Source organism: Serratia sp. Ser99 (assembly GCF_024519545.1).
GTDB classification, from domain to species: domain Bacteria; phylum Pseudomonadota; class Gammaproteobacteria; order Enterobacterales; family Enterobacteriaceae; genus Serratia; species Serratia liquefaciens.
Map to the genome: position 1 here is coordinate 159,756 of NZ_JALJRT010000008.1, position 23,598 is coordinate 183,353.

At 55.8% G+C, this 23,598-nt stretch carries 23 protein-coding genes; 7 read left to right on the forward strand and 16 right to left on the reverse strand.

Translation table 11 applies throughout. The features are described 5' to 3' along the window. The first annotated feature begins 831 nt into the window (after positions 1-831). Entirely contained in the window at positions 832-2,046 is a 1,215-nt protein-coding gene (locus tag NR114_RS16925; RefSeq protein WP_020827851.1) for a pyridoxal phosphate-dependent aminotransferase, read from the forward strand. Positions 2,047-2,163: 117 nt separating this feature from the next. Beyond that, positions 2,164-2,763, forward strand: coding sequence for a 5'-deoxynucleotidase (gene yfbR, locus NR114_RS16930; protein WP_020827852.1), 600 nt, complete (start codon positions 2,164-2,166; stop codon positions 2,761-2,763). 26 nt (positions 2,764-2,789) lie between these two features. Here the strand turns inward: yfbR and NR114_RS16935 are convergent, their stop codons facing one another. The 4 genes from NR114_RS16935 to yfbV form a co-directional block, all read right to left on the reverse strand. After that, on the reverse strand, positions 2,790-4,622 hold the full coding sequence (locus NR114_RS16935; RefSeq protein ID WP_234528929.1) for an SLC13 family permease: 1,833 nt from the start codon (positions 4,620-4,622) through the stop codon (positions 2,790-2,792). A 97-nt stretch (positions 4,623-4,719) separates the two neighbouring features. Then, complete coding sequence (locus NR114_RS16940) at positions 4,720-5,376, reverse strand: sugar phosphatase (protein WP_046373051.1); 657 nt, start codon at positions 5,374-5,376, stop codon at positions 4,720-4,722. Between the two features lie 16 nt (positions 5,377-5,392). After that, the gene (locus tag NR114_RS16945) at positions 5,393-5,887 is read right to left on the reverse strand and encodes a YfbU family protein (RefSeq protein WP_020827855.1); all 495 of its coding nucleotides are present in this window, start codon (positions 5,885-5,887) and stop codon (positions 5,393-5,395) included. 146 nt (positions 5,888-6,033) lie between these two features. Beyond that, positions 6,034-6,489, reverse strand: coding sequence for a terminus macrodomain insulation protein YfbV (yfbV, locus tag NR114_RS16950; protein WP_020827856.1), 456 nt, complete (start codon positions 6,487-6,489; stop codon positions 6,034-6,036). Between the two features lie 354 nt (positions 6,490-6,843). Between yfbV and ackA the strand changes: the two genes are divergently transcribed. Beyond that, a complete protein-coding gene (gene ackA, locus NR114_RS16955) occupies positions 6,844-8,046 on the forward strand; it encodes an acetate kinase (RefSeq protein WP_020827857.1) in 1,203 nt (400 codons plus the stop codon). Between the two features lie 74 nt (positions 8,047-8,120). Beyond that, positions 8,121-10,283, forward strand: coding sequence for a phosphate acetyltransferase (gene pta, locus NR114_RS16960; protein ID WP_041415539.1), 2,163 nt, complete (start codon positions 8,121-8,123; stop codon positions 10,281-10,283). A gap of 66 nt (positions 10,284-10,349) precedes the next feature. Here the strand turns inward: pta and yfcD are convergent, their stop codons facing one another. Both yfcD and yfcE read right to left on the reverse strand, forming a co-directional pair. Continuing rightward, positions 10,350-10,907, reverse strand: coding sequence for an NUDIX hydrolase YfcD (yfcD, locus tag NR114_RS16965; RefSeq protein WP_020827859.1), 558 nt, complete (start codon positions 10,905-10,907; stop codon positions 10,350-10,352). Positions 10,908-10,997: 90 nt separating this feature from the next. Then, entirely contained in the window at positions 10,998-11,549 is a 552-nt protein-coding gene (yfcE, locus tag NR114_RS16970; RefSeq protein ID WP_234528928.1) for a phosphodiesterase, read from the reverse strand. Positions 11,550-11,808: 259 nt separating this feature from the next. Here yfcE and yfcG point away from each other — a divergent pair, with 259 nt between their 5' ends. The 3 genes from yfcG (at position 11,809) to NR114_RS16985 (ending at position 13,857) form a co-directional block, all read left to right on the forward strand. Next, positions 11,809-12,438, forward strand: coding sequence for a GSH-dependent disulfide bond oxidoreductase (yfcG, locus tag NR114_RS16975; protein WP_020827861.1), 630 nt, complete (start codon positions 11,809-11,811; stop codon positions 12,436-12,438). Between the two features lie 104 nt (positions 12,439-12,542). Then, on the forward strand, positions 12,543-12,914 hold the full coding sequence (gene folX / locus NR114_RS16980) for a dihydroneopterin triphosphate 2'-epimerase (protein WP_012146035.1): 372 nt from the start codon (positions 12,543-12,545) through the stop codon (positions 12,912-12,914). Between the two features lie 28 nt (positions 12,915-12,942). After that, positions 12,943-13,857: a TIGR01777 family oxidoreductase gene (locus NR114_RS16985; protein ID WP_234528927.1), complete on the forward strand. Its 915-nt coding sequence runs from the start codon at positions 12,943-12,945 to the stop codon at positions 13,855-13,857. Positions 13,858-13,898: 41 nt separating this feature from the next. On the opposite strand, the gene hisP is transcribed toward NR114_RS16985, so the two are convergent. The 10 genes from hisP to accD all read right to left on the reverse strand — a co-directional run bounded on the left by hisP (position 13,899) and on the right by accD (position 23,371). After that, a complete protein-coding gene (gene hisP / locus NR114_RS16990) occupies positions 13,899-14,672 on the reverse strand; it encodes a histidine ABC transporter ATP-binding protein HisP (protein ID WP_020827863.1) in 774 nt (257 codons plus the stop codon). Positions 14,673-14,690: 18 nt separating this feature from the next. Beyond that, a complete protein-coding gene (locus tag NR114_RS16995) occupies positions 14,691-15,395 on the reverse strand; it encodes an ABC transporter permease (protein ID WP_020827864.1) in 705 nt (234 codons plus the stop codon). Further along, positions 15,392-16,078, reverse strand: a complete 687-nt coding sequence (locus tag NR114_RS17000; protein WP_020827865.1) for a histidine ABC transporter permease HisQ — start codon at positions 16,076-16,078, stop codon at positions 15,392-15,394. Before NR114_RS17000 ends, NR114_RS16995 begins: the two co-directional genes overlap by 4 nt. Before the next feature lie 85 nt (positions 16,079-16,163). Beyond that, positions 16,164-16,946: a histidine ABC transporter substrate-binding protein HisJ gene (gene hisJ / locus NR114_RS17005; RefSeq protein WP_020827866.1), complete on the reverse strand. Its 783-nt coding sequence runs from the start codon at positions 16,944-16,946 to the stop codon at positions 16,164-16,166. Between the two features lie 302 nt (positions 16,947-17,248). Next, on the reverse strand, positions 17,249-17,821 hold the full coding sequence (locus tag NR114_RS17010) for a UbiX family flavin prenyltransferase (protein ID WP_020827867.1): 573 nt from the start codon (positions 17,819-17,821) through the stop codon (positions 17,249-17,251). 131 nt (positions 17,822-17,952) lie between these two features. Next, positions 17,953-19,470, reverse strand: coding sequence for an amidophosphoribosyltransferase (gene purF / locus NR114_RS17015; RefSeq protein WP_020827868.1), 1,518 nt, complete (start codon positions 19,468-19,470; stop codon positions 17,953-17,955). A gap of 21 nt (positions 19,471-19,491) precedes the next feature. After that, complete coding sequence (gene cvpA / locus NR114_RS17020) at positions 19,492-19,992, reverse strand: colicin V production protein (RefSeq protein ID WP_020827869.1); 501 nt, start codon at positions 19,990-19,992, stop codon at positions 19,492-19,494. Between the two features lie 232 nt (positions 19,993-20,224). After that, positions 20,225-20,989, reverse strand: coding sequence for a cell division protein DedD (gene dedD / locus NR114_RS17025; RefSeq protein ID WP_048763008.1), 765 nt, complete (start codon positions 20,987-20,989; stop codon positions 20,225-20,227). Further along, complete coding sequence (gene folC / locus NR114_RS17030; protein ID WP_020827871.1) at positions 20,990-22,255, reverse strand: bifunctional tetrahydrofolate synthase/dihydrofolate synthase; 1,266 nt, start codon at positions 22,253-22,255, stop codon at positions 20,990-20,992. 207 nt (positions 22,256-22,462) lie between these two features. Then, on the reverse strand, positions 22,463-23,371 hold the full coding sequence (gene accD / locus NR114_RS17035) for an acetyl-CoA carboxylase, carboxyltransferase subunit beta (RefSeq protein WP_020827872.1): 909 nt from the start codon (positions 23,369-23,371) through the stop codon (positions 22,463-22,465). Between the last annotated feature and the right edge of the window lie 227 nt (positions 23,372-23,598).

Consider the following 23,598-nt stretch of genomic DNA (forward strand, 5'->3'; position numbering starts at 1 on the left):
TTTACAAACTACCCTGGTGTGTTTCTAAGACATCGTTTAAAGGGCGATGTCAGACATGACAGTACCCCACTCATTAGTGGAGGGCAAAAAAATTACTTTTATTTCGTTACCTCTATCGCCTTTTAAAATGTGATCTATCGTAAATGCTTATCGAATGCCGTACTTTATATGTGGTGAAAGTGTTTGATTTTGACCGGGCTAAATATTTTACTCATTCAACGCGTGAGATTTCCACACCAATCGTGCTGCACAACCCCCGCATCCAGACTGGCCTCAGCGTCATTTTATATACTGAAAAGTAAGTAGCTCGCAGCGTAACGTTCGGTTCATTTTTTCACGACTTTAATAAATTCAACCAGTAACATTTTATGCGTGAATAAATCTCTAATAACTACTTAAACGCTGCTTAAGATAGAAACTGAAATATGGCTAATGTAATTCATTGTTGTCTTTCAGTGTGGATCGCCGATTGCCATCCCGCTATCAGACTACTCCGGCATTATCATTTCTTTACATTTTAACTTCTTTAATCTCTGGCGCCGCTTAACAGTTTTCCAAGTTTCCTTTCTCACACGGCGTGAGTGTGGGTAATTATGACTGTACGCCACCCGACAAGCAGAACAAAAAACCAAATAAATAAAAAATTGCAATATTAAAAACCACAAAAACACTTTAATATTGCTTATCTCACTTGGGTTCCTGCGTTCCCCCCTGCGTTTGCACCAAAGGCGTGCATGGCCCTTCAAAAGCGCCCGCGCCAGGAGTACATTGGGCAGGTTGCGGTGTTCCACGGTAGGAACGCCCCCATCCCAGCAAAAGGCTCAACTTTTTATGTCCCCCATTGAGAAATCCAGCAAACTGGACAACGTCTGCTATGACATTCGTGGCCCGGTGCTCAAAGAAGCTAAACGTCTTGAAGAAGAAGGCAACAAAGTCCTTAAACTGAACATTGGCAACCCTGCCCCTTTCGGTTTCGATGCTCCTGATGAAATCCTGGTCGACGTGATCCGCAATTTGCCCACGGCGCAAGGCTATTCTGATTCCAAAGGACTCTTCTCGGCGCGCAAAGCGATTATGCAGCACTACCAGGCCCGCAACATACGCGACGTTACCGTTGAGGATATCTACATTGGCAACGGGGTTTCCGAGCTAATCGTGCAATCCATGCAGGCGTTGCTCAATAGCGGTGACGAAATGCTGGTGCCGGCGCCGGATTACCCACTGTGGACCGCGGCAGTTTCGCTGTCCGGCGGTAAAGCCGTGCATTATCTGTGCGATGAGCAAGCCGGCTGGTTCCCGGATCTGGATGACATCATCAGCAAGATCACTCCACGCACCCGCGGCATCGTGATCATCAACCCGAACAACCCAACCGGTGCGGTGTACAGCAAGGCCTTGCTGGAGCAGATCGTCGAGATCGCCCGTCAGCACAACCTGATCATCTTCTCCGATGAGATTTACGACAAAATTCTGTATGACGAAGCCGAACACCATTCGATCGCCGCGCTGGCACCGGACCTGCTGACCGTCACCTTTAACGGATTGTCCAAAACTTACCGTGTGGCGGGTTTCCGTCAGGGTTGGATGGTGCTGAACGGGCCGAAAAAACACGCCAAAGGCTATATCGAAGGCCTGGAAATGCTGGCGTCGATGCGTCTGTGCGCTAACGTACCGATGCAGCACGCTATTCAAACCGCACTGGGCGGTTACCAAAGCATCAGCGAATTTATTCAACCCGGCGGCCGTCTGTATGAACAGCGTAATCGCACCTGGGAACTGTTGAACGAAATCCCAGGGGTTTCCTGCGTGAAACCTCAGGGCGCGCTGTATATGTTCCCACGCATCGATGCCAAACGTTTTAATATTCACGACGATCAGAAATTGGTGCTGGATCTGCTGCTGCAGGAAAAAGTGCTGCTGGTGCAGGGCAGCGCCTTCAACTGGCCGTACCCGGATCATGTGCGCATCGTTACGCTGCCGCGCGTAGATGAACTGGAAATGGCGGTCGGCAAACTGGGCCGCTTCCTGGAAGGCTATCGTCAATAGTCATGATGGGCGCAGCCTGCTGCGCCCTTCTCCCCCATCACCGCACTGCCTGAGTTGCATAACCCGCCATCACTGCTCACAATGGAACCCTCACTTGCCGTTGTATAAGAGAGCACCATGAGCCAGAGCCACTTTTTTGCCCATCTGTCACGTTTGAAACTGATTAACCGCTGGCCGCTGATGCGCAATGTACGTACCGAGAACGTTTCCGAGCACAGCCTGCAGGTGGCATTTGTCGCCCATGCGCTGGCGGTGATCAAGAACCGGAAGTTCAATGGCAACCTGAGTGCCGAGCGTGTCGCCCTGCTGGCGATGTACCACGATGCCAGTGAAGTGATCACCGGCGATATGCCGACGCCGATCAAATACTACAATCCGCAGATCGCCCACGAGTACAAGAAGATCGAAAAGATCGCCCAGCAGAAACTGCTGGATATGATCCCGGCCGAATTGCGCAACGATTTCCGCTCGATTCTCGACGAGCACTATTACACCGAAGACGAAAAGTTGGTGGTGAAGCAGGCCGATGCGCTGTGCGCCTACCTGAAGTGTCTGGAGGAGCTGTCTGCCGGCAATAACGAATTCAAGCTGGCGAAGGCGCGATTGGACAAGACCTTGCAGCAGCGCAGCAGCCCGGAAATGGACTATTTCATGAACGTGTTTATTCCCAGCTTTAGCCTGTCGCTGGACGAAATCAGCCTCGACTCCTCTCTGTAAATCTTATGGCGCAGCACGCTGCGCCGTTAAAAAGCATACAGCCAGGGCACGATAATCACGCTAACCAGCATCACAAACAGCGTGAACGGCACGCCCATACGCACAAAATCACCGAACTTATAGTTCCCTGGCCCCAACACCAACGTGTTCACCGGTGAAGAAACCGGTGTCATAAAGGCCGCCGAAGCGGCAATGGCGATAATCATGGCAAACGGGTACGGTGACACCCCCATTTCGCGGGCGGCGGCAATGGCGATCGGCGCCATCAACACCGCGGTTGCCGTATTGGAGATAAACAACCCAATAGTGGCGCACAGAACAAACAGGCACACCAGCATCACCCTTGGCCCGGCACCGCCGGCAACGTCCATTAACCCGCGTACGATCAAATCCACCCCGCCAGTCTTCTGCAATGCCTGAGCAAAGGGCATCATGCCGACAATCAAAATAATGCTCGGCCAGTGGATCGATTTGTAGGCACTTTCCATGTCGATACAGCGGAACTTACCCATCAGCAGGCAGGCAATCAATGCGGCGATCGGATTGGGGATCTCGTCGGTCAGCATCATCGCCACCATCAATGCCAGACAGAATAATGCGTGCGGCGCCTGGGTGATGGCTGGTGCAACCTCGTCGACCTCGGCGGGCAGATTGAGCACGATAAAATCGTGGGTTTTCGCCTGCAGCTGGCGAATCGCCTTCCAGTCGCCAATCACCAACAGAATGTCGCCCAACGCCAGGGGCTCATCCACCAGCTTGCCCGCCAGGGTTTCGCCATTGCGGCGGATCCCCACCACGTTCAGATCGTAACGGCTGCGAAAGGCGGATTCGCGCAGGCTTTTGCCCAACAGCGTCGAGTCAGGAATCAACGACACTTCCGCCATACCGACGTTGCGCGACTGCTCGGAAAAATAGTCGCCGCGCAGAACCATCGGTTCCAGTTGCTGCTCACTGCAAAATTCCCGTAAATCGACCTGGCTGTCCGACATGTCGAGCAGCAGCACATCGCCTTCGCGCAGCTCGGTGCTGCCGGATGCGCTGACCATTACCCGCCGAAAGCGCTTCCAGCGTTCAATGCCCACCACATTGGCGCCGTAGCGAGCACGCAGGTGCAGTTCGTCAAGGGAATGTCCCACCAGCGGCGAACCGCTGCGCAGCGCCAGCCGACGCGCCCGGCCGGTCAGCTTGTAGTCACGGATCAAATCGCGGAAAGTGCGTCGCTGCCAGGTTTCGCGCGCCTTATCGCCGTCTTCATTACCCAGCCAACGGCGAGCCACCAGCATATAGCCCACGCCCAACACCAGCACCGCCAGGCCTACCGGCGTCACACCGAAGAAGCCAAAACCGCTGATGCCTTCGCGCACCAGCTCGCTGTTTACCACCATGTTCGGCGGGGTCGCCACCAGGGTCATCATGCCGCTGATCAGGCCGGCAAAGCTCAGTGGCATCATCAACCTTCCCGGGGCAATTTTCATTCGCACCGCCACGCTGAGCACTACCGGGATAAAAATTGCCACCACGCCGGTCGAGCTCATGAATGCCCCCAGGCCGGCGACGGTGACCATCAGCAACATCAGCATTTTGGTTTCGCTACTGCCGGCGACCTTCACCAGCCAGTCTCCCACCTGATAAGCCACCCCGGTACGCACCAGCCCTTCACCAATCACGAACAGCGCAGCAATCAGGATCACGTTGGGGTCGCTGAACCCGACCGTGGCCTCCGGCAGGGTCAGGGTACCGCTCAGCACAAAGGCGATGATCACCAGCAACGCCACTACGTCCATACGCAGTTTATTGGTGGTAAACAACACAATGGCAATCAACAGTAAACTCAGCACCCACAGTAATTCGCTGTTCAAAACGGCCTCACCCGGCAGAGATATCCAAGGGCTTAAAAATTAGCATAAAAAAACCCCGCGGGTGCGGGGTCTAATCAATTTGGGTGAAGATAGCGCGTTACGCCACCAGGTTAATCGCGGCGCCCTGCTCCGTTTTGCTCACGGCGATCTGCTCAAGCGATGACAGCAGCAGATCGACCTGATCCAACTTTGGCGCATCGGCTGGAGCATTGACGGCAATCACCTGGCAGCCTGCGGCCAACCCGGAAAGAATGCCGGCAGCGGCGTCTTCCACCACCACACAATCTTGCGGTGCCAACCCCAGGCGCTCAGCCCCCAGCAGGTACGCATCCGGCTGCGGCTTGCCCTTTTTCACCTGCTCGGCAGTAATGAAAACCTCCGGCTGTGGTAGGCCACCGGCGTTCCGCCGAGCGGTAGCTACCGGGATCGAGCCGGAAGTGACGATCGCCCAGGGAATGTCGAGTTGATTCAAGCGCGCCAGCAAGGCAGCAGCGCCGGGCAGTGCGGTAACGCCCTCGGTGTCCTGCGCTTCCACCTGTTCCAGCAGCAGAAACTCCTGCTGGATCGCCGCCTCGCTTTCACCCGGCATAAAATGACGCAACGAGGTAATGGCCTGTTTACCATGAATAAAATCCAGCACGTCCTGCGGATCAACGCCGCGGCGTTTGGCCCAGTTAACCCAGGCGCGCTCTACCGCAGGCAATGAATCCACCAACGTCCCATCAAGATCGAACAGAAAACCCTTACACTCCACAGGAAACCTCTTTTAATCAGGCATTGATAATTTGCGCTATCTCAACGGCGCTCAAGTGATACTGGCGTGGACATGACAGCCAGATAGCCAGCATACGCTGGTACTTTTCCCACATTTTGGTTTGGGCGTTGAAGCCGTGGCTGCCGGAATCGAAATGAGTATAGCGCCCCTCGGTGTTAACCAGGAAACGCACGTAGCTCAGATGGCGCGCCTCGGTCGCGGCGTCAAAGCCGAGAAACGCCAGGCGGCGGGCTTCAATACCTTGTTTGTCTTTCAGATTGTCCCAGGAAACCTGCAGCGCGTGGTGCATTTCCATCACGTTGATAATGGTGCGGCACACGTCTTCGCTCATTTCGCCGAAGTCGCGATCCAGCTCGCGCATCTGCAGGCCAAAACCGCGTTCGATAATGGTCTGCAAGCGACGGTAACGTTCGGCGTTATCCGGATCCAGCAGGGTCATCATCTTGTATTGGTTCGACAGGATCAGGCGTTGGGCGTGGGTCATTTCCATTATAATTTCCTCGATAAATTACTCATGGCGAAAGCATCGCACAGCGCAATATCACAGGAAATCACAACTCGCCGGTTCTTTGATTTGAACGGGGGTTATTGGCCAGAACGCTAAAATGGCCGCCGGCAATACGGCCATTTTTAGTGTTAAAGGTCATCCAGGAAGGTTTTATCCAGCTGCTTGAAGGCGCGCTTCAGCAGGTCTGCCAACGACTGGTAGGTTGGCGTGCCTTCTACCGGCGCGACGGCCTGACCGGCTTCCGTCAGCTTGTTGCGTACCTCATGGAACCACTGCAGCAGCGTGGGCGGCAACGGGGTAACCGAACGACGGCCCAACCACCACAGACCCTGCATCGGCATGCTGCAGGCAAACAGTGCGGTGGCGATCGCCGGGCCCAGTTGGCCCCCCAGGGCAATCTGCCAGGTCAGGGTAAACACTGCCAGCGGCGGCATAAAGCGGACGGCAAAGCGGGTGGCACTCGCAACGCGATTCTCCGGAAAGACCGGAGCCAGACGTTTGTCTGACGGCCAGGTTTTCATGTAATGCTGCCCGCGCTGGAAGACCTGAAACCAGCTTACGGAACCGGACGGTTTGCTCGTCATCGCGTACCTCAACGTCACAAAGAAAAATAAGGGCACGGCCAACACATACTAAAAAATTTGAAGCTTTAAATTTATTTTGTGTTTGCCTCGGGCTATCGGTATCCTAGGCCGGCCTTTTGGCCGGTAGAAGATGACAATAATTCTGTCAACTTTTAGCCCTATAAAAATCAAGATTATTTAAACCGCAGAGAAATCATCGGTTTTTTCATCGTCATGTGGTTTGTGCAATTCACATGATGTTAATCATAAATGTCAACGGCATTATGCGCTACGCTTGTTGTCTGATTGACGATTAATTCACCACGTGTTTTGGTATTTCCTTTAACAACACGAACTATTTAAGTAGGTACTTCCATGTCGAGTAAGCTAGTACTGGTCCTGAACTGCGGCAGTTCTTCCCTGAAGTTCGCTATCATCGATGCTGTCAACGGTGAAGAACACCTCTCCGGCCTGGCCGAATGTTTCCACCTGCCTGAGGCTCGCCTCAAGTGGAAGATGGACGGCGCCAAACACGAAGCGGCTCTGGGTGCCGGCGCTGCGCACAGCGAAGCACTGAACTACATTGTTAATACTATTCTGGCACAAAAACCGGAGCTTTCTGCACAGCTGACCGCTATCGGTCACCGCATTGTGCACGGCGGCGAGAAGTTCACTTCTTCTGCCGTAATCAATGACGAAGTCTTGCAGGGTATCAAAGATTCGGTGCCATTTGCACCACTGCATAACCCAGCGCACCTGATCGGTATCGCTGAGGCATTGAAATCCTTCCCTAAACTGGCGGATAAAAACGTTGCCGTGTTCGACACCGCGTTCCACCAGACCATGCCGGAAGAATCCTACCTGTACGCCCTGCCGTACAGCCTGTACCGCGACCACAGCGTTCGTCGCTATGGCGCACACGGCACCAGCCACTTCTACGTAACTCAAGAAGCTGCGAAAGTGCTGAACAAGCCGGTTGAAGAAGTTAACCTGATCACCTGCCACCTGGGCAACGGCGGTTCCGTAACCGCAGTGCGCAACGGCAAATGCGTTGACACTTCTATGGGTCTGACCCCGCTGGAAGGCCTGGTCATGGGCACCCGCAGCGGTGACATCGATCCGGCGATCATCTTCCACCTGCACGACTCTCTGGGCATGAGCGTTGATCAAATCAACAAAATGCTGACCAAAGAATCCGGCCTGCTGGGCCTGACCGAAGTCACCAGCGACTGCCGTTACGTTGAAGACAACTACGCAACCAAAGCCGATGCAAAACGCGCTATGGACGTATTCTGCCACCGTCTGGCCAAGTACATCGGCGCTTACAGCGCACTGATGGACGGCCGTCTGGACGCGGTGATCTTCACCGGCGGCATCGGCGAAAACGCCGGTATGGTGCGTGAGCTGACCCTGGACAAACTGGGCCTGCTGGGCTTCGAGATTGACCACGAACGCAACATGGCCGCTCGCTTCGGTAAATCCGGCGCCATCACCAAAGACGGCAGCCGCCTGGCGCTGGTTATCCCGACCAACGAAGAGTTGGTCATCGCGCAAGACGCATCCCGTCTGACCGCGTAACGCTCTCCGACACCGTCAGCCCAGGCTGACGGTGCTGTTTTAGCCTCATGTTAATTCGTGAAGAGGACTATTCTGTGTCACGTACAATTATGTTGATCCCCACCGGCACCAGCGTCGGCCTGACCAGCGTCAGCCTGGGTGTCATCCGCTCCATGGAGCAAAAAGGCGTTAGCCTGAGCGTGTTCAAACCTATCGCTCAACCACGCACCGGCGGCGACTCGCTCGACCAGACCACCACCATCATCCGCAGCAGCAACTCCACCATCACGGCGGCCGAACCGCTGCGCATGAGCTACGTTGAAGGCCTGCTGAGCTCCAACCAGCAAGACGTGCTGATGGAAGAGATCGTGGCGCGCTATCACGAGAACACCAAAGACGCGGAAGTGGTGCTGATCGAAGGCCTGGTGCCGACCCGTAAACACCAGTTCGCCAACGCGCTCAACTATGAAATCGCCAAGACCCTGAATGCGGAAATCGTTTTTGTACTGGCACTGGGCAATGATTCCCCGGCTCAGTTGAAAGAGCGCATCGAGCTGGCTCGCAGCAGCTTCGGCGGCAGCAAGAACAAAAACATCACCGGCGTGATCATCAACAAGCTGAACGCCCCGGTTGACGAGCAGGGCCGCACCCGTCCTGACCTGTCCGAGATCTTCGACGACTCCACCAAGGCCAGCGTAACCAACGTTGACCCGGCGCAACTGTTCGCCAACAGCCCGCTGCCGGTGCTGGGCTGCGTGCCGTGGAGCTTCGACCTGATCGCGACCCGCGCTATCGACATGGCCCGTCACCTGAAGGCCACCGTGGTCAATGAAGGCGACATCATGACCCGTCGCGTGAAGTCTGTAACCTTCTGTGCGCGCAGCATTCCGCACATGCTGGAACACTTCCGTCCGGGTTCACTGCTGGTCACCTCGGCAGACCGTCCTGACGTGCTGGTTTCTGCCTGTCTGGCCGCGATGAACGGCGTGGAAATCGGCGCAGTGCTGCTGACCGGCGGCTACGCTATCGACGAGCCAATCAGAAAGCTGTGTGAACGTGCGTTCCAAACCGGCCTGCCGGTCTTTATGGTCGAAACCAACACCTGGCAGACCTCGCTGAGCCTGCAAAGCTTCAACCTCGAAGTGCCGGCGGACGACCACCAGCGCATCGAGAAAGTGCAGAACTACGTGGCCAGCCACATCAACGCCGAATGGATCGAGTCACTGACTGCGACCTCCGAGCGTTCGCGTCGCCTGTCTCCACCGGCGTTCCGCTATGAGCTGACCGAGCTGGCGCGTAAAGCCGGCAAACGCATCGTGCTGCCGGAAGGCGACGAGCCGCGTACCGTGAAAGCGGCGGCTATCTGCGCCGAACGTGGTATCGCTGAGTGCGTGCTGCTGGGCAACCCGGAAGAGATCCAGCGCGTTGCCGCTGCGCAGGGCGTTGAGCTCGGCAAAGGCATCGAAATTGTTGATCCGGTCGCCGTGCGCGAGCAGTACGTTCCACGTCTGGTTGAGCTGCGTAAGAGCAAGGGCATGACCGAAGTGGTTGCGCGCGAGCAACTGGAAGATAACGTGGTTCTCGGCACCCTGATGCTGGAGAAAGGCGAAGTCGACGGCCTGGTTTCAGGCGCGGTTCACACCACCGCCAACACCATCCGTCCACCGCTGCAGCTGATCAAAACGGCACCGGGCAGCTCGCTGGTGTCCTCCGTGTTCTTCATGCTGCTGCCTGACCAGGTTCTGGTATACGGCGACTGTGCGATCAACCCGGACCCAACCGCAGAACAACTGTCTGAAATCGCGATTCAGTCGGCAGATTCCGCTGCGGCCTTCGGTATCGAACCACGCGTTGCCATGATCTCCTACTCCACCGGCAATTCCGGCGCGGGTAGCGACGTTGAGAAAGTGCGTGAAGCGACCCGTCTGGCGCAGGAAAAACGTCCTGACCTGATCATCGACGGCCCACTGCAGTACGACGCCGCCATCATGGCCGACGTCGCCAAGTCCAAAGCGCCAAACTCTCCGGTTGCAGGCCAGGCTACCGTGTTCATCTTCCCAGACCTGAACACCGGTAACACCACCTACAAAGCGGTACAGCGTTCTGCTGACCTGGTGTCCATCGGGCCAATGCTGCAAGGCATGCGCAAGCCGGTGAACGACCTGTCACGTGGCGCACTGGTAGACGACATCGTTTATACCGTCGCCCTGACCGCCATTCAGTCTTCCCAGGCTGATGCAGCAGCAGTCAAAGCCTGATAATCCCCGGATTATCAGATAAAAAAAACCGGTCAATTGACCGGTTTTTTTATTTGCGCGAACGCATCAGGCATTTTCATCGCTATCGCGCAACGGCTTGCCATAGGCCTGTTCGTTGTTGCGCGTCAGCCATAGCGACAGCGCTTTTAGCGAGTCCGGCGTGAATTCGTCGCAGCGGGCGGTGATTTCTTCCGGCGTCAGCCAGCTAACCTCAACCACTTCTTCTTCCTGCAGTGCAAATGGGCCATGCGAGACACAGCTGAACAGCGCACCCCACACCCGGCACTGCTCTTCTTCAAAGTAGAACAGCCCGTGCTCGGCAAAAGGCACACCGGCAATGCCCAGTTCCTCTTCCGCCTCGCGGCGAGCGGAGTCAAGCACGTTCTCCCCGCTTTGCACTACGCCACCGGCAGTGGCGTCCAGCCAACCCGGATAGAAATCTTTAATGTCGGTGCGACGCTGCACCAGAATTTTTCCCATTCCATCATGCACCACAATATAGGTAGCACGATGACGCAGCCGTTGAGCACGCATCTGTTGGCGACTGGATTGAGCAATCACTTCATTTTGCTCGTTGACGATATCAACCCACTCGGTATCTGCAGCCTGACCCTGTTCCGCCATCCTCTAAAACCTTCTATTTTGGCGCGATGCATCCCGCGCACTGGTTAATCAATGAGTGTTTTTCAAAGATTTTTATTGTGTGTGTATAAATTAGTGCGTTAATGCCACCTCTGCAACAGCCTTGCCGCCGTCCAAAGTGACCACACTTAAAATGCCGTCCTCCAGTATGCCATAGCTGGCGGGAAAGCCCCCTTTCGGAATGCTGACCGACCCTGGATTAAAGCAGTAAATTTCGCCCTGCCGTTCCGCCTGCGGTAAATGGCTGTGCCCATAGACCAGCACATCACCGGCAGATAACGGTGGCAGTGCGGAGGGATGATAAAGGTGTCCGTGGGTTAAAAACAATCGTCTTTTTTGCAATAGCACCTGCTGCCAAGACGCGGTGATGGGAAATGACAATAACATCTGATCAACTTCACTGTCACAGTTGCCGCGAACGGCGATGATCTTGTCGCTATAGCGATTCAATTGTTCAGCAACCTGCGCCGGTTGATAGCCCGCTGGCAGCGCATTTCGCGGCCCGTGATTCAGCAAATCACCCAGCAGGATCAGCCAGTCGGCACCGCTTTGCTCAAAACGTTCCAGCACGCTTTCGGTGGGGGGTAGCGAACCGTGTATATCGGAGGCGAATATCAGCTTCATAACCTTTCCTTTGGCAGGGAAATAACGGCTATTTTATCGCAGTGGCCAGCGACGGCAAGGCTGCCGAGGAAGCGATTCCTGAAGACCCGGAATTGTGATGCATGTTGTAGAGATAGCATCAGACGAATCTCACATAGCCTGCTATTCTTAGCTGCTATTGTTGGTAACCCTATAGAAAGATCTCTGATATACCTTTGTGCGCGGCGAAGACCGCAACAACGTGTAATGACTTACAGATCACCTTACCGCAGGAGGCAACATGATTGACCTGTATTACGCGCCTACTCCCAATGGTCACAAAATTACCCTGTTTCTGGAGGAGGTTGGCTTACCCTACCGTATCCATCGCGTAAATATCAGCGCCGGCGACCAGTTCAAGCCGGATTTTCTGAGCATTTCACCCAACAACAAAATTCCGGCCATCGTCGACCAGCAGCCGGTTGATGGCGGTGCGCCGATCAGCCTTTTCGAATCCGGCGAAATCCTGCTGTATCTGGCGGAGAAAACCGGCAAATTGCTGAGCAAAGGCCTGCGCGAGCGTGCTGCTACGCTTCAGTGGTTGTTCTGGCAAGTCGCGGGCTTTGGGCCGATGCTCGGGCAAAACCATCACTTTAACCATTACGCGCCGCAGCCGGTGCCCTACGCCATCGAACGCTACCATCTGGAAACCAAGCGTCTGTATGCCGTGTTGGAAGCCGAGCTGCAAAAACACCCGTACCTGGGCGGCGACAACTACAGCATCGCTGATATTGCGACTTACCCCTGGGTGGTGTCTCACCCACGCCAGCGCATCGATCTGGCGGATTACCCGGCGGTACGCAACTGGTTTGAACGCATCAGCAACCGTCCCGCTACCGCACGCGCCTACAAGCTGGCCGAACAGGGCTAAATTTCCCGCTCCCCGACCCGCGGGGAGTTTCCTTTAGCTCGTTATCTTTTCCTTACTTTCCGTGTATTCTGAGCGGCAATAATCAGACCTGTGGAGATCTTCTGATGTCATTCAGTCAACCCGACGCCATTATTCGTATAAAAAACCTGCGGTTGCGTACTTTCATCGGTATCAAGGAAGAAGAAATTAACAATCGTCAGGACATCCTGATTAACGTAGTGATCCACTACCCGGCGGATAAAGCGCGCGACAGTGAAAATATCGACGACGCGCTCAATTACCGCACCATCACCAAAGCCATCATCCGCCATGTGGAAGATAACCGCTTCGCCCTGCTGGAAAAATTAACTCAGGATGTGCTCGATATCGTGAAACAACATGCCTGGGTAACCTATGCTGAAGTAGAGATAGATAAACTACTGGCCCTGCGCTACGCCGACTCGGTTTCGATGACCATGAGCTATCGCCGGGCCTGAAAACCACCTGTTTCAGGGAGAATCGACCATGCGGATCCTGATCACCGGCGCCACAGGATTGATAGGGAGCAGCCTGACGCGGCGGCTGTTGGGCCTTTCTCACCAAGTCACGGTGCTGAGCCGTAACGTGCCCCGCGCTCGTGAGCGCTTCGGTGAACAGGTCAGCTACTGGTCAACGTTGCAGGATCAGCCTTCGCTCGATGGCTTTGACGCCGTGATCAACCTGGCCGGCGAGCCGATCGCCGACAAGCGCTGGAGTAAGGCGCAGAAAGAACGCCTGTGCCACAGCCGTTGGGATCTGACCGAGCAGTTGGTGAAATTGATTAACGCCGGCAGTACCCCGCCCAGCGTGCTGATTTCCGGTTCCGCGACCGGTTATTACGGCGATCAGGGCCAGGCGGTGGTCACCGAAGACGAAGCGCCGCATGACGAGTTCACCCATCAACTGTGTCAACGTTGGGAATCGTTGGCGTTGCAGGCGCAAAGCGATGCCACCCGCGTCTGTCTGCTGCGCACCGGCGTAGTGCTGGCGGCAAAAGGCGGCGCGCTGGCGAAGATGCTGCCGCTGTTCCGCTTCGGTCTGGGCGGGCCCATCGGCAGTGGCCGTCAATACCTGCCGTGGATCCACCTGGACGACATGGTCAATGGCATTATCTATTTGCTGGATCACCAGACCCTGCAAGGCCCTTTCAATATGGTTGCCCCCTACCCGGTCCACAACGAGCAGTTTGCCGCTCAGTTGGCCAACGTGCTCGATCGACCGGCATTTTTGCGCGTACCGGCATTCGCCATGCATTTATTGATGGGGGAAGCGGCAGTGTTGGTCTTGGGTGGGCAACGTGCGGTGCCGAAACGGCTGGAAGAGGCAGGCTTCAGCTTCCGCTTTCTGGAGCTGGAGCAGGCGCTGGATGATGTGATCAATCAGCGGGACCCAGTCCGCTGAGGAAGTTATCGGGGCCAGAAAAATCCGGCCCCGACAATCGATTATTTTAATGCGCCGGAAAGAAACTGCTGCAAACGCGGGCTTTTCGGATTGCCAAACAGTTCGGCCGGTGGCCCCTGCTCTTCAATCAGCCCTTTGTGCAGGAAAATCACGTGGCTGGACACGTGGCGAGCAAACTCCATCTCGTGCGTCACCACCACCATGGTTTTCCCCTCTTCCGCCAGCTTTTGCATGATGCGCAGCACTTCCCCTACCAGTTCTGGATCCAGCGCCGACGTCGGTTCATCAAACAGTAAAACTTCCGGCTCCATCGCCAACGCCCGGGCGATCGACACGCGCTGCTGCTGCCCGCCGGACAGGTGCACCGGGTATTTGCCGCGGGCACGTTCATCGATGCCGACCTTATCCAGATAGCGTATCGCGCGCTCACGCGCCTCGGTCTTGCTCAACCCCAGCACCTGCACCGGTGCTTCCATCACGTTCTCCAGCACCGTCATGTGGCTCCACAGGTTGAAGTGCTGAAACACCATGGTCAGGCGGGTACGCAGCAGCTGCAGCTGTTTCTTGTCGAACACCTTAAGCTGCCCGTCCTTGTCGCGCACCATGCGGATATCTTCATTGTTCAGGCTAATGGACCCTTCACTCGGCTTTTCCAGGAAGTTAATGCAGCGTAAAAAGGTACTTTTACCGGACCCGGAAGAGCCGATGATGCTAATCACATCCCCTGCGTTAGCCGCCAGCGATACGCCTTTCAACACTTCGTGTTCGCCATAGCGCTTATGCAGTTCGGTGACGGCTAATTTATTCTCAGACATAGTGTGTTCCCGTCATTATCAGTGATTAACGTGTGCCATCCAGCGCTTTTCCGCCTTGCGGAACAGGCTGATTAACCCGTAGGAGATAATCAGATACAGCACCGCCGCAATGCCGAAGGCATAAAACGGTTGATAGGTCGCCGCATTGATGTCACGCGCTATCTTCAGCAGATCCGGCACGGTGGCGGTAAACGCCAGCGCGGTAGAGTGCAACATCAGGATCACTTCGTTGCTGTAGGCCGGCAACGCGGTGCGCAGCGCGGAAGGTAAAATGATGCAGCGATACATTTTAAAGCGTGAGAAACCATAGGCATTGGCTGCCTCGATTTCACCATGCGGTACCGCGCGAATAGCACCGGCGAAGATTTCGGTGGTATAGGCACAGGTGTTCAGCGTCAGCGCCAAAATGGTGCAGTTGAGCCCGCTGCGGAAGAAGGCGTTGAGGAAGTCCGTACCACGCACGATTTCCAGGCTGTACATGCCGGAGTAGAACACCAGCAATTGCACATACAACGGCGTGCCGCGGAAAATGTAGGTATACAGCCATACCGGGAAACGCACCCAGCTGATGGAGGAAACGCGCGCCACCGCCATTGGGATCGCCAGCAAACCGCCCATCACCACCGAGGAGATCAGCAACCACAGCGTGACCGCCACGCCGGTAAAGCGATAACCGTCGCTCCACAACAACGACTGCCAATACTGTTGCAAAATTTCGATCATAGCTCAGCCCTCCGGACGCCGAGGGAATAACGCCGTTCAAGCCACAACAGCACGCCATTGGACACGGTGGTGAAGACCAGATAAACCACTCCTGCCACGATCGCAAAGAAGAACGGCTGATAGGTGCCTTTACCGGCCAGCTGGGTGGCCTTCACCACGTCGTTCAGGCCCAGAATTGACACCAGCGCCGTCGCCTTCAGGATCACCTGCCAGTTATTGCCGATGCCCGGCAGGGCAAAACGCATCATGGCAGGGAACAGAATGCGGCGGAATATTTGCGAACCGGAAAAACCGTAGGCGGTGGCCGCTTCTATCTGCCCTTTCGGCACCGCCAAAAAGGCCCCACGAAAAGTCTCAGTGAAATAGGCACCGTAGATAAACCCGAGGGTGATGATCCCCGCGCTGAGCGGATCAATATCGATTTGCGAAAAACCAAGCAGTTCGGTGATGTTGTTAAGTGCAATTTGCAGGCCGTAGAAAATCAGCAGCATCAGTACCAGATCGGGTACGCCACGGATCAGCGTGGTATAAGCGCCAAACAGCGTGGAAAGCAGGCGGTTATGGGAAAGCTTGCCACCGGCGCCGATCAAACCAATCACCACCGCCAGCAGTACGGAACTGAGGGCCAGCTCCAGCGTCACCAGAGCGCCCTCAAATATCAATTGGGAGTAGCCTTGCAGCATTTACTTCACCCTGTCGTCATAGGATCCCGAACCATCGGGGCCGGCAGACCGGCCCCGTAGTCACAACATGGAAGGGTATGCGGCATTAACCGCCGTAGACGTCAAAGTCGAAGTATTTCTTCGCAAACTTGTCGTAGGTGCCGTCTTTGCGCATTTCGGCAAAGGCCTTATCCAGCGCCGCCTTGAGCTCGGTATCGGTCTTGCGCAGGCCCATGCCGGTACCTACGCCAAAGAATTTGTCATCCTTCACCGATTCGCCGGCGAAAGCGTAATCCTTGCCTGGAGGCTGTTTCAGGAAGCCATCACTCCCTGCGACTTCATCCTGGAAGGCGGCATCGATACGGCCGGATGCCAGGTCGGCGTAGACCAAATCCTGGTTCTGATAAGGCACAACGGTGATGCCCTTAGGTTGCCACATGGCGTTGGCATAGGCTTCCTGAGTGGTGCCCTGCAGCACGCCGACGCTCTTGCCTTTCAGCGCATCCACGGTAGGCAACAGTTTCGACCCTTTCGGCGCGATCAGGCGGGCGTTAGCGGCATACAGCTTGTCGGTAAAGGCAATTTCCTGCTGGCGTTTTTCGGTGATCGACAAAGAAGAGATGATGGCGTCAATTTTCTTCGCCTTCAGGGAAGGGATCAGCGCGTCAAAATCGCTTTCCACAAAGGTACATTGGGTATTTATGCGTTTGCACAGCTCTTTGGCCAGATCGATATCAAAGCCGACCAGCTCACCTTTGGCATTTTTGGACTCAAAGGGTGCATAGGTCGGATCGGTACCTATCTTCAAGGTCGATGGTACGGCGGCAAATGCGCTGCTTGCCGCGCTTAAAGCCAAGACTAAAGGAAGAACCTTAACCAGCTTTTTCATAAATTACCCTCAAATTGATTTTTTCGATGCCACTGCGGGCATTATTTTTCCACCAAATCAATTTGCAGTAATCGTGCCACATTGGTTGCTGTAGGCGGAGGGAACGGCTCCGACCTTCACAAAACTGTTTCCTGGGACGATAACCGCAAAATTAAATCGGCCTGGCTGGGCCGCGCCACGGGCAATGGAGAAATACCAGCGCCTTGAAACAGTGAACGTGATGAAGTGGGATCATTATGGTGCAGGTGCCGCCCTAATTCAGTGCGGTGTTGCACAAATGTGCCAAATTGGAGAGAAATTTGTTAATTGGCACCTTGCCAGCGGGAAAATAAATCTTTGGGTAATTCAATATCGAACTGATCGACCACCCGGTTCACCGTTTGGTCGATGATGTCTTCTACACTTTCGGGGCGGTGATAAAACGCCGGCACCGGCGGCATAATGACGGCCCCCATTTCTGCCGCTTGAGTCATCAGGCGCAGGTGGCCCACGTGCAGCGGAGTTTCACGCACGCACAGCACCAACCGGCGACGCTCTTTAAGCACCACGTCAGCGGCGCGCGTCAGCAGACCATCGCTGTAGCTGTTGGCGATACCGGACAACGTTTTGATTGAGCAAGGTAAAATCACCATCCCGATAGTTTTGAACGATCCGGAAGAGATGCTGGCGCCAATATCGCGCGAGTCATGTACCACATCGGCCAGCGCCTGCACTTCGCGCAGGCTGAGCGCGGTTTCCAGCGACAGCGTTTGTCGCGCTGCATTACTCATCACCAAATGGGTTTCCACCTCTGCGACGTCACGCAATACCTGCAGCAGGCGCACGCCGTAGATAGCGCCGCTGGCGCCGGAAATACCGATGATGATTCGTTTCATAAAGCTGGCCTCTGCCACGGAAAAAATAGGATCAGGCAGACTTTGCCGCAATGGCGCTATATAAGCAAGTCAGGCGGGAATAATGCACCGCAGCGACCGCCGCGGTGCACCATTTTGGTCAGTGCGAAGGCTTAACCTTCGTTGTGCATTTCCAGATTTTCCGCTTCGGTCTGGCTACGCATTTCTTTGGCGTCGTCATTGCGCAGCGATTCCAGATACTCGAGGTAGCTCTGGTCGACGTCTTTGGTGACGTAGATACCGTTGAATACCGAGCATTCGAACTGGCTGATGTCCGGATTCTCTTCACGCACCGCTTCAATCAGATCGTCCAGATTCTGGAAGATCAAACCGTCGGCGCCGATGATCTGGCGGATTTCATCCACTTCACGGCCGTGGGCAATCAGTTCGTTGGCGCTTGGCATGTCGATGCCGTACACGTTGGGGAAACGAATCTCCGGCGCTGCGGAAGCCAGATAAACACGCTTCGCCCCGGCGTCACGCGCCATTTCCACGATCTGTTCAGACGTGGTGCCACGCACGATGGAGTCGTCCACCAACAGCACGTTCTTGTCGCGGAATTCGGCGCGGTTGGCATTCAGCTTGCGGCGTACCGATTGGCGACGCGCCTGCTGACCCGGCATGATGAAGGTACGGCCGACGTAGCGGTTCTTCACAAAGCCCTGACGATACGGCTTGTCCAGGATACGGGCGATTTCCAACGCGATATCACAGGAGGTTTCCGGGATAGGGATCACCACGTCGATGTCCAAATCTTCCCATTCGCGGGCAATTTTCTCACCCAGCTTCTGCCCCATGCGCACGCGGGCGCTGTAGACCGAAATCTTGTCCATAAAGGAGTCTGGACGGGCGAAGTAAACGTATTCGAACAGGCACGGGTTGGTTTTTGGGTTCTCTGCACACTGACGAGTGAACAGTTGGCCCTTGTCGGTGATGTACACCGCTTCCCCAGGCGCCACATCGCGCAGGAACTCGAAGCCCAGCGTATCCAACGCCACGCTCTCGGAAGCCACCATATACTCGTTGCGGCCGTCTTCAAGCGTGCGTTTGCCAATCACCAGCGGGCGGATGCCGTTAGGGTCACGGAACGCCAGCAGGCCATGGCCGATGATCATCGCGACGCAGGCGTAAGCGCCGCGCAGCTGCTGATGCATGGCGGCAACGGCGGTGAAAACGTTGTCGGACTCCAGCGGATAGTGTTGGAAACGGTCCAGCTCGCTGGCCAGTACGTTCAGCAAAATCTCGGAATCGGAGGTGGTGTTGACATGGCGGCGACCGCTTTCAAACAGCGTTTGACGCAGTTCATGGGCGTTGGTCAGGTTGCCGTTGTGTGCCAGCGTAATGCCGAACGGTGAGTTTACATAGAAAGGTTGAGCCTCTGAGGCACTGGAGCTGCCAGCCGTCGGGTAGCGCACATGGCCAATACCCATGTTGCCCTGCAAGCGCTGCATATGGCGTGCCTCGAACACATCCTTCACCAGACCGTTTGCCTTACGCAGACGGAACCCGTTATGGGCATCGATGGTGACGATGCCTGCGGCATCCTGGCCACGGTGCTGTAGCACCGTCAACGCATCATAAATCGACTGGTTTACCGGCATAAAACCGGCGATACCGACAATACCGCACATGTTGTCTTTTCCTCATCAGCGCTACCGCCCCGGTAAATGGGTCGGTAAGAAACTCGACGTGCTCTGCAGGTAGTCAAAGAACCACCTGATGATGTAACTGAACTGGGGAATAAGCTGCGACTGTTTCCAGTCTGCGCTTTGTGAAAAGCCGGTAAAGGTATCCAGGAAAAACAGTATCGCCGAAACGATTAACACGCCGCGCAGTGCGCCGAAACAGACGCCCAGCACCCGGTCGGTGCCTGATAACCCGGTTTTCTCTACCAGTGAGCTAATCACATAGTTAACAATAGCTCCTACGATCAGGGTCGCGATAAACAAGATGGCAATCGCGATGCCGTTTCGCACCAGTTCATCTTCAAAACGAGTGAAGTAGACCGCAAGGTAAGAGTAGAAATGGCTGGCAACAAAAAACGCACATCCCCATGTCACAAGTGACAATGCTTCGCGAACAAACCCTCGGATCAGGCTAACCAGAGCCGAAAATCCAATCACCGCTATAATGACGTAATCAATCCAGACCATGAACTATTCCAATGATGAATCGCCCCTGCATCCAATTCGCGGCGAATTCTAACAGAAAAAGAAAACGTTTGCGTAGGGGTTTTCCTACCACGTTACAAATAAAAAGCGGCGATAAAAAAATTCCCAATCGCCGCGCCTACATAGGCCATTTCAGCTACGAAAGGCACAGTTTTTTTAATGATTATACCGTCATCTTTCGGTTCCGGGGCACAGCATGCTGTGCCCCCTGCGGTTAACGTACGCCGTACGGCTTCACCTGACCGCTCAAGCCGCTGATAGAATTCAGCGCGGGCAGCGAAGACTGCAGTTTCTGTTTCGAGGCGTCTGGCCCGACATAAATCCGGGTGATCTGCCCCTGTACCGGCGTTGACGGCACGGTAAAGGCACGATAGCCGGACAGCCTCAGCGACGCCACCACCTCATTGACCTTGGCGGCGTTCTTCAGCGCCCCGAGCTGCACCACATATGCCTGCCCTGCCGGCGCTTTCTCTTCCGCCGGTTTCTGCACGGGTGCAGGTTCAGGCTTCGGTGTCGGCGTAGGCTCCGGTTTCGGCTCTGGCTTAGGTTCAGGTTTCACCACCGGCTTCACTTCCACCGGTTTCGGCTGCTGCACCGGTTTTGGTTTCACTTCCACCGGCTTGGTCTCAACCGGTTTCGGTTTCGGCTGCTGTACCGGTCGGGTTTCAACCGGCGGCGGCGTAACCTGGGTCGGCTGCTGAGCCGGCTGGCGGATGGCCTGTTGCGTCGCCGCTTCATTGGCGGCCTGCTGCTCCACCATCGCGCCCGCGCCTTCCGGCGGTTGGGCCGGCAGCGTCTGGCTTACCGGCGGCACCACGTCGTTTTCTTCCACATCACCGGCCTTCGGCACCAAAGGGATGGCGGCGAACTCGTCCTCATAATGTTTCTTTTTACCGTCCAGCAGCCCTGGCAGGATAATCACCCCCAGCGCAACCAAAATGACGGTACCGACCAATCGGTTTTGAAATTTACTTGCCACTCACACTCCCCGCATCTCGTCTAACGCCGCCATTACCTGTGCAACGGTGTGGAACGATCCACAGACGATCACAATATCCTGAATATCAGCGTCCTGCATAGCCTGACGCCAGGCAGTTTCGACATCGGCGAACTGCCGCGGTTCCGTCAAATGTTGCGCCAACTGCTCGGCGCTGGCACCGCGCGGCCCTTCCAACGGCGCACAATACCACTCATCGACCTGCTCACTCAGACAGGCCAGCGTACCGGCGATGTCTTTGTCCGACAGCATGCCCACCACCGCGCGCACTTTACCGCCATTGCGCGGCAGCGTCGCCAGACGCCCGGCCAGATAACCGGCTGCGTGTGGGTTATGCGCGACATCGAGGATCAACATCGGATCGCGGCGCACAATCTGGAAGCGCCCAGGCAACGTCGCCTGCTGCAGACCGGCGAAGATCGCACGTTCATCGATTTCCAGCGCAGAAAAATGCAGCGCCGCCAACGCCGTCGCGGCATTCGCCAGCGGCACATTTGGCATCGGCAAGTCGGTCAGCAAGGTGCCACCGCCCTCCCACTGCCAGCGTTCGCCCTGTTCGCTGAAGGTCCAGGCGTCGCCGCGACGATACAGCTGCGCCCCCAGCGTATCCGCCACCTGCTGAATGGTCGCCGGCATATCCGGTTCCCCCACCACCGCAGGTTTACCACCACGGAAAATACCGGCCTTTTCGCGGCCAATGCTTTCGCGATCGCTGCCCAGCCAGTCGGTATGATCCAGCGCGATGCTGGTTACCACCGCCACGCTCGGATCGACGATATTGGTTGCGTCCAGGCGGCCGCCCAGGCCCACTTCCAGGATCACCACGTCAAGCTTAGCCTGTTTGAACAGCTGCAACGCCGACAGGGTGCCAAATTCGAAGTAAGTCAGTGAGGTTTCGCCCCGGCCCGCTTCAATGGCGGCAAACGAACGGCTGTGTTCGGCCTCGCTCAGCTCATCGCCTTGAATGCGCACACGCTCGGTGTAGCGCACCAGGTGCGGCGAGCTATAAACGCCGACGCGCAGACCGGCCGCCATCAAAATGGCTTCCAGGGTGCGGCAGGTGGTGCCTTTGCCGTTGGTACCGGCAACGGTGAACACCGTCGGTGCAGGGGTGAGTAAATCAAGATGCGCTGCAACGCGCTGTACGCGTTCCAGGCCGAGTTCGATCGCCTGGCTGTGCAGACGCTCAAGATAGAAAAGCCACGAGCTCAATGGCGACGTGGCTTGGGGAATTTGGTGGTTTTGCATGAGTCCCGTCACTGAACTTGGGTTCATTAATCCATCAGGGCACCACCCTCACCGCGGTAAAGGCGATGCTCTGCATGATACCCGTTGTCTTCCAAGCGTCGGAATGGACCGCTACGCTCAATCTACAAGGGTATTTCAACCGTCACTTAGCCACAAAATGACGGTTGAAACCCGCGAGACCTGCGCCGCGCGGGTGACTTATCAGCCTCAGGCGTCGGCCTGACTTTCCTGCCCGGCCACCGGCGCTACCTCATCGAAATGCGGCTGCGGCTGGTTGGTCAGCTTGGAAAGGATACTCGCCAAGGTCTGGCGCATTTCCGGGCGACGCACGATCATGTCGATCGCGCCTTTCTCAATCAGGAACTCACTGCGCTGGAAGCCCGGCGGCAGTTTTTCACGCACTGTCTGCTCGATGACGCGTGGGCCGGCAAAGCCGATCAGCGCCTTCGGCTCGGCGATATTGATATCGCCCAGCATGGCCAGACTGGCGGAAACGCCCCCCATGGTCGGGTCGGTCAGCACCGAAATGTACGGCAGACCGCGTTCCTGCAATTTTGCCAACGCTGCGCTGGTTTTCGCCATCTGCATCAGCGACATCAGCGCTTCTTGCATACGGGCACCGCCACTGGCTGAGAAACACACCAGCGGACAGTTGTCTTCCAGCGCCTGCTCAACCGCACGAACAAAACGCGCGCCGACCACGGACGACATGGAACCGCCGATGAAGGCGAATTCGAATGAAGCGGCAACGATCGGCATGCCGTACAGCGTGCCTTTCATCACCACCAATGCATCTTTTTCACCGGTCGCTTTCTGCGCGGCAACCAGGCGGTCCTTATACTTCTTGGAATCCTTGAACTTCAGAACGTCTTTCGGCTCCAGTTCGCTGCCCAGCTCCACTTCACTGCCTTCATCAAGCAGGGTATGCAGACGCATACGCGCGGTCATGCGCATGTGGTGGTCGCATTTCGGGCACACTTCCAGATTACGCTCCAGCTCGGCGCGGTAGAGAACCTGGCCGCAGCTATCGCATTTGGTCCAAACCCCTTCAGGAATACTCGCCTTACGGGTTTGGGTAATATTGCTCTTGTTAAGAATTCGTTCAATCCAGCTCATCGATGACCTTTCTGTTTGAACCTGGCAGACGCCAGTCCGCAGTTCATGCTTTAACAATCCCCCCGAAAACAAACCCAATGAAAAAGTGCCCGAGCAAAACGCGACTAGCGCGCGACAGAGGCACTGGTTTCAAGGTTGTTAACAGGAACAGACCATAAATGTCGCTCATTAAACCATATCGGCCCGACACTGTGGATAAAAAACTGGTCGAACCGACAGGTTGAGCG

Excerpts from the sequence above, each read along its gene's own strand:
- NR114_RS16925 (WP_020827851.1), top strand. The coding sequence starts at position 832 with ATGTCCCCCATTGAGAAATCCAGCAAACTGGACAACGTCTGCTATGAC.
- yfbR (WP_020827852.1), top strand. The coding sequence starts at position 2,164 with ATGAGCCAGAGCCACTTTTTTGCCCATCTGTCACGTTTGAAACTGATT.
- NR114_RS16945 (WP_020827855.1), bottom strand. The coding sequence starts at position 5,887 with ATGGAAATGACCCACGCCCAACGCCTGATCCTGTCGAACCAATACAAG.
- yfbV (WP_020827856.1), bottom strand. The coding sequence starts at position 6,489 with ATGACGAGCAAACCGTCCGGTTCCGTAAGCTGGTTTCAGGTCTTCCAG.
- ackA (WP_020827857.1), top strand. The coding sequence starts at position 6,844 with ATGTCGAGTAAGCTAGTACTGGTCCTGAACTGCGGCAGTTCTTCCCTG.
- yfcD (WP_020827859.1), bottom strand. The coding sequence starts at position 10,907 with ATGGCGGAACAGGGTCAGGCTGCAGATACCGAGTGGGTTGATATCGTC.
- yfcE (WP_234528928.1), bottom strand. The coding sequence starts at position 11,549 with ATGAAGCTGATATTCGCCTCCGATATACACGGTTCGCTACCCCCCACC.
- yfcG (WP_020827861.1), top strand. The coding sequence starts at position 11,809 with ATGATTGACCTGTATTACGCGCCTACTCCCAATGGTCACAAAATTACC.
- folX (WP_012146035.1), top strand. The coding sequence starts at position 12,543 with ATGTCATTCAGTCAACCCGACGCCATTATTCGTATAAAAAACCTGCGG.
- NR114_RS16985 (WP_234528927.1), top strand. The coding sequence starts at position 12,943 with ATGCGGATCCTGATCACCGGCGCCACAGGATTGATAGGGAGCAGCCTG.
- hisP (WP_020827863.1), bottom strand. The coding sequence starts at position 14,672 with ATGTCTGAGAATAAATTAGCCGTCACCGAACTGCATAAGCGCTATGGC.
- NR114_RS16995 (WP_020827864.1), bottom strand. The coding sequence starts at position 15,395 with ATGATCGAAATTTTGCAACAGTATTGGCAGTCGTTGTTGTGGAGCGAC.
- NR114_RS17000 (WP_020827865.1), bottom strand. The coding sequence starts at position 16,078 with ATGCTGCAAGGCTACTCCCAATTGATATTTGAGGGCGCTCTGGTGACG.
- hisJ (WP_020827866.1), bottom strand. The coding sequence starts at position 16,946 with ATGAAAAAGCTGGTTAAGGTTCTTCCTTTAGTCTTGGCTTTAAGCGCG.
- NR114_RS17010 (WP_020827867.1), bottom strand. The coding sequence starts at position 17,821 with ATGAAACGAATCATCATCGGTATTTCCGGCGCCAGCGGCGCTATCTAC.
- purF (WP_020827868.1), bottom strand. The coding sequence starts at position 19,470 with ATGTGCGGTATTGTCGGTATCGCCGGTTTTATGCCGGTAAACCAGTCG.
- cvpA (WP_020827869.1), bottom strand. The coding sequence starts at position 19,992 with ATGGTCTGGATTGATTACGTCATTATAGCGGTGATTGGATTTTCGGCT.
- folC (WP_020827871.1), bottom strand. The coding sequence starts at position 22,255 with ATGCAAAACCACCAAATTCCCCAAGCCACGTCGCCATTGAGCTCGTGG.
- accD (WP_020827872.1), bottom strand. The coding sequence starts at position 23,371 with ATGAGCTGGATTGAACGAATTCTTAACAAGAGCAATATTACCCAAACC.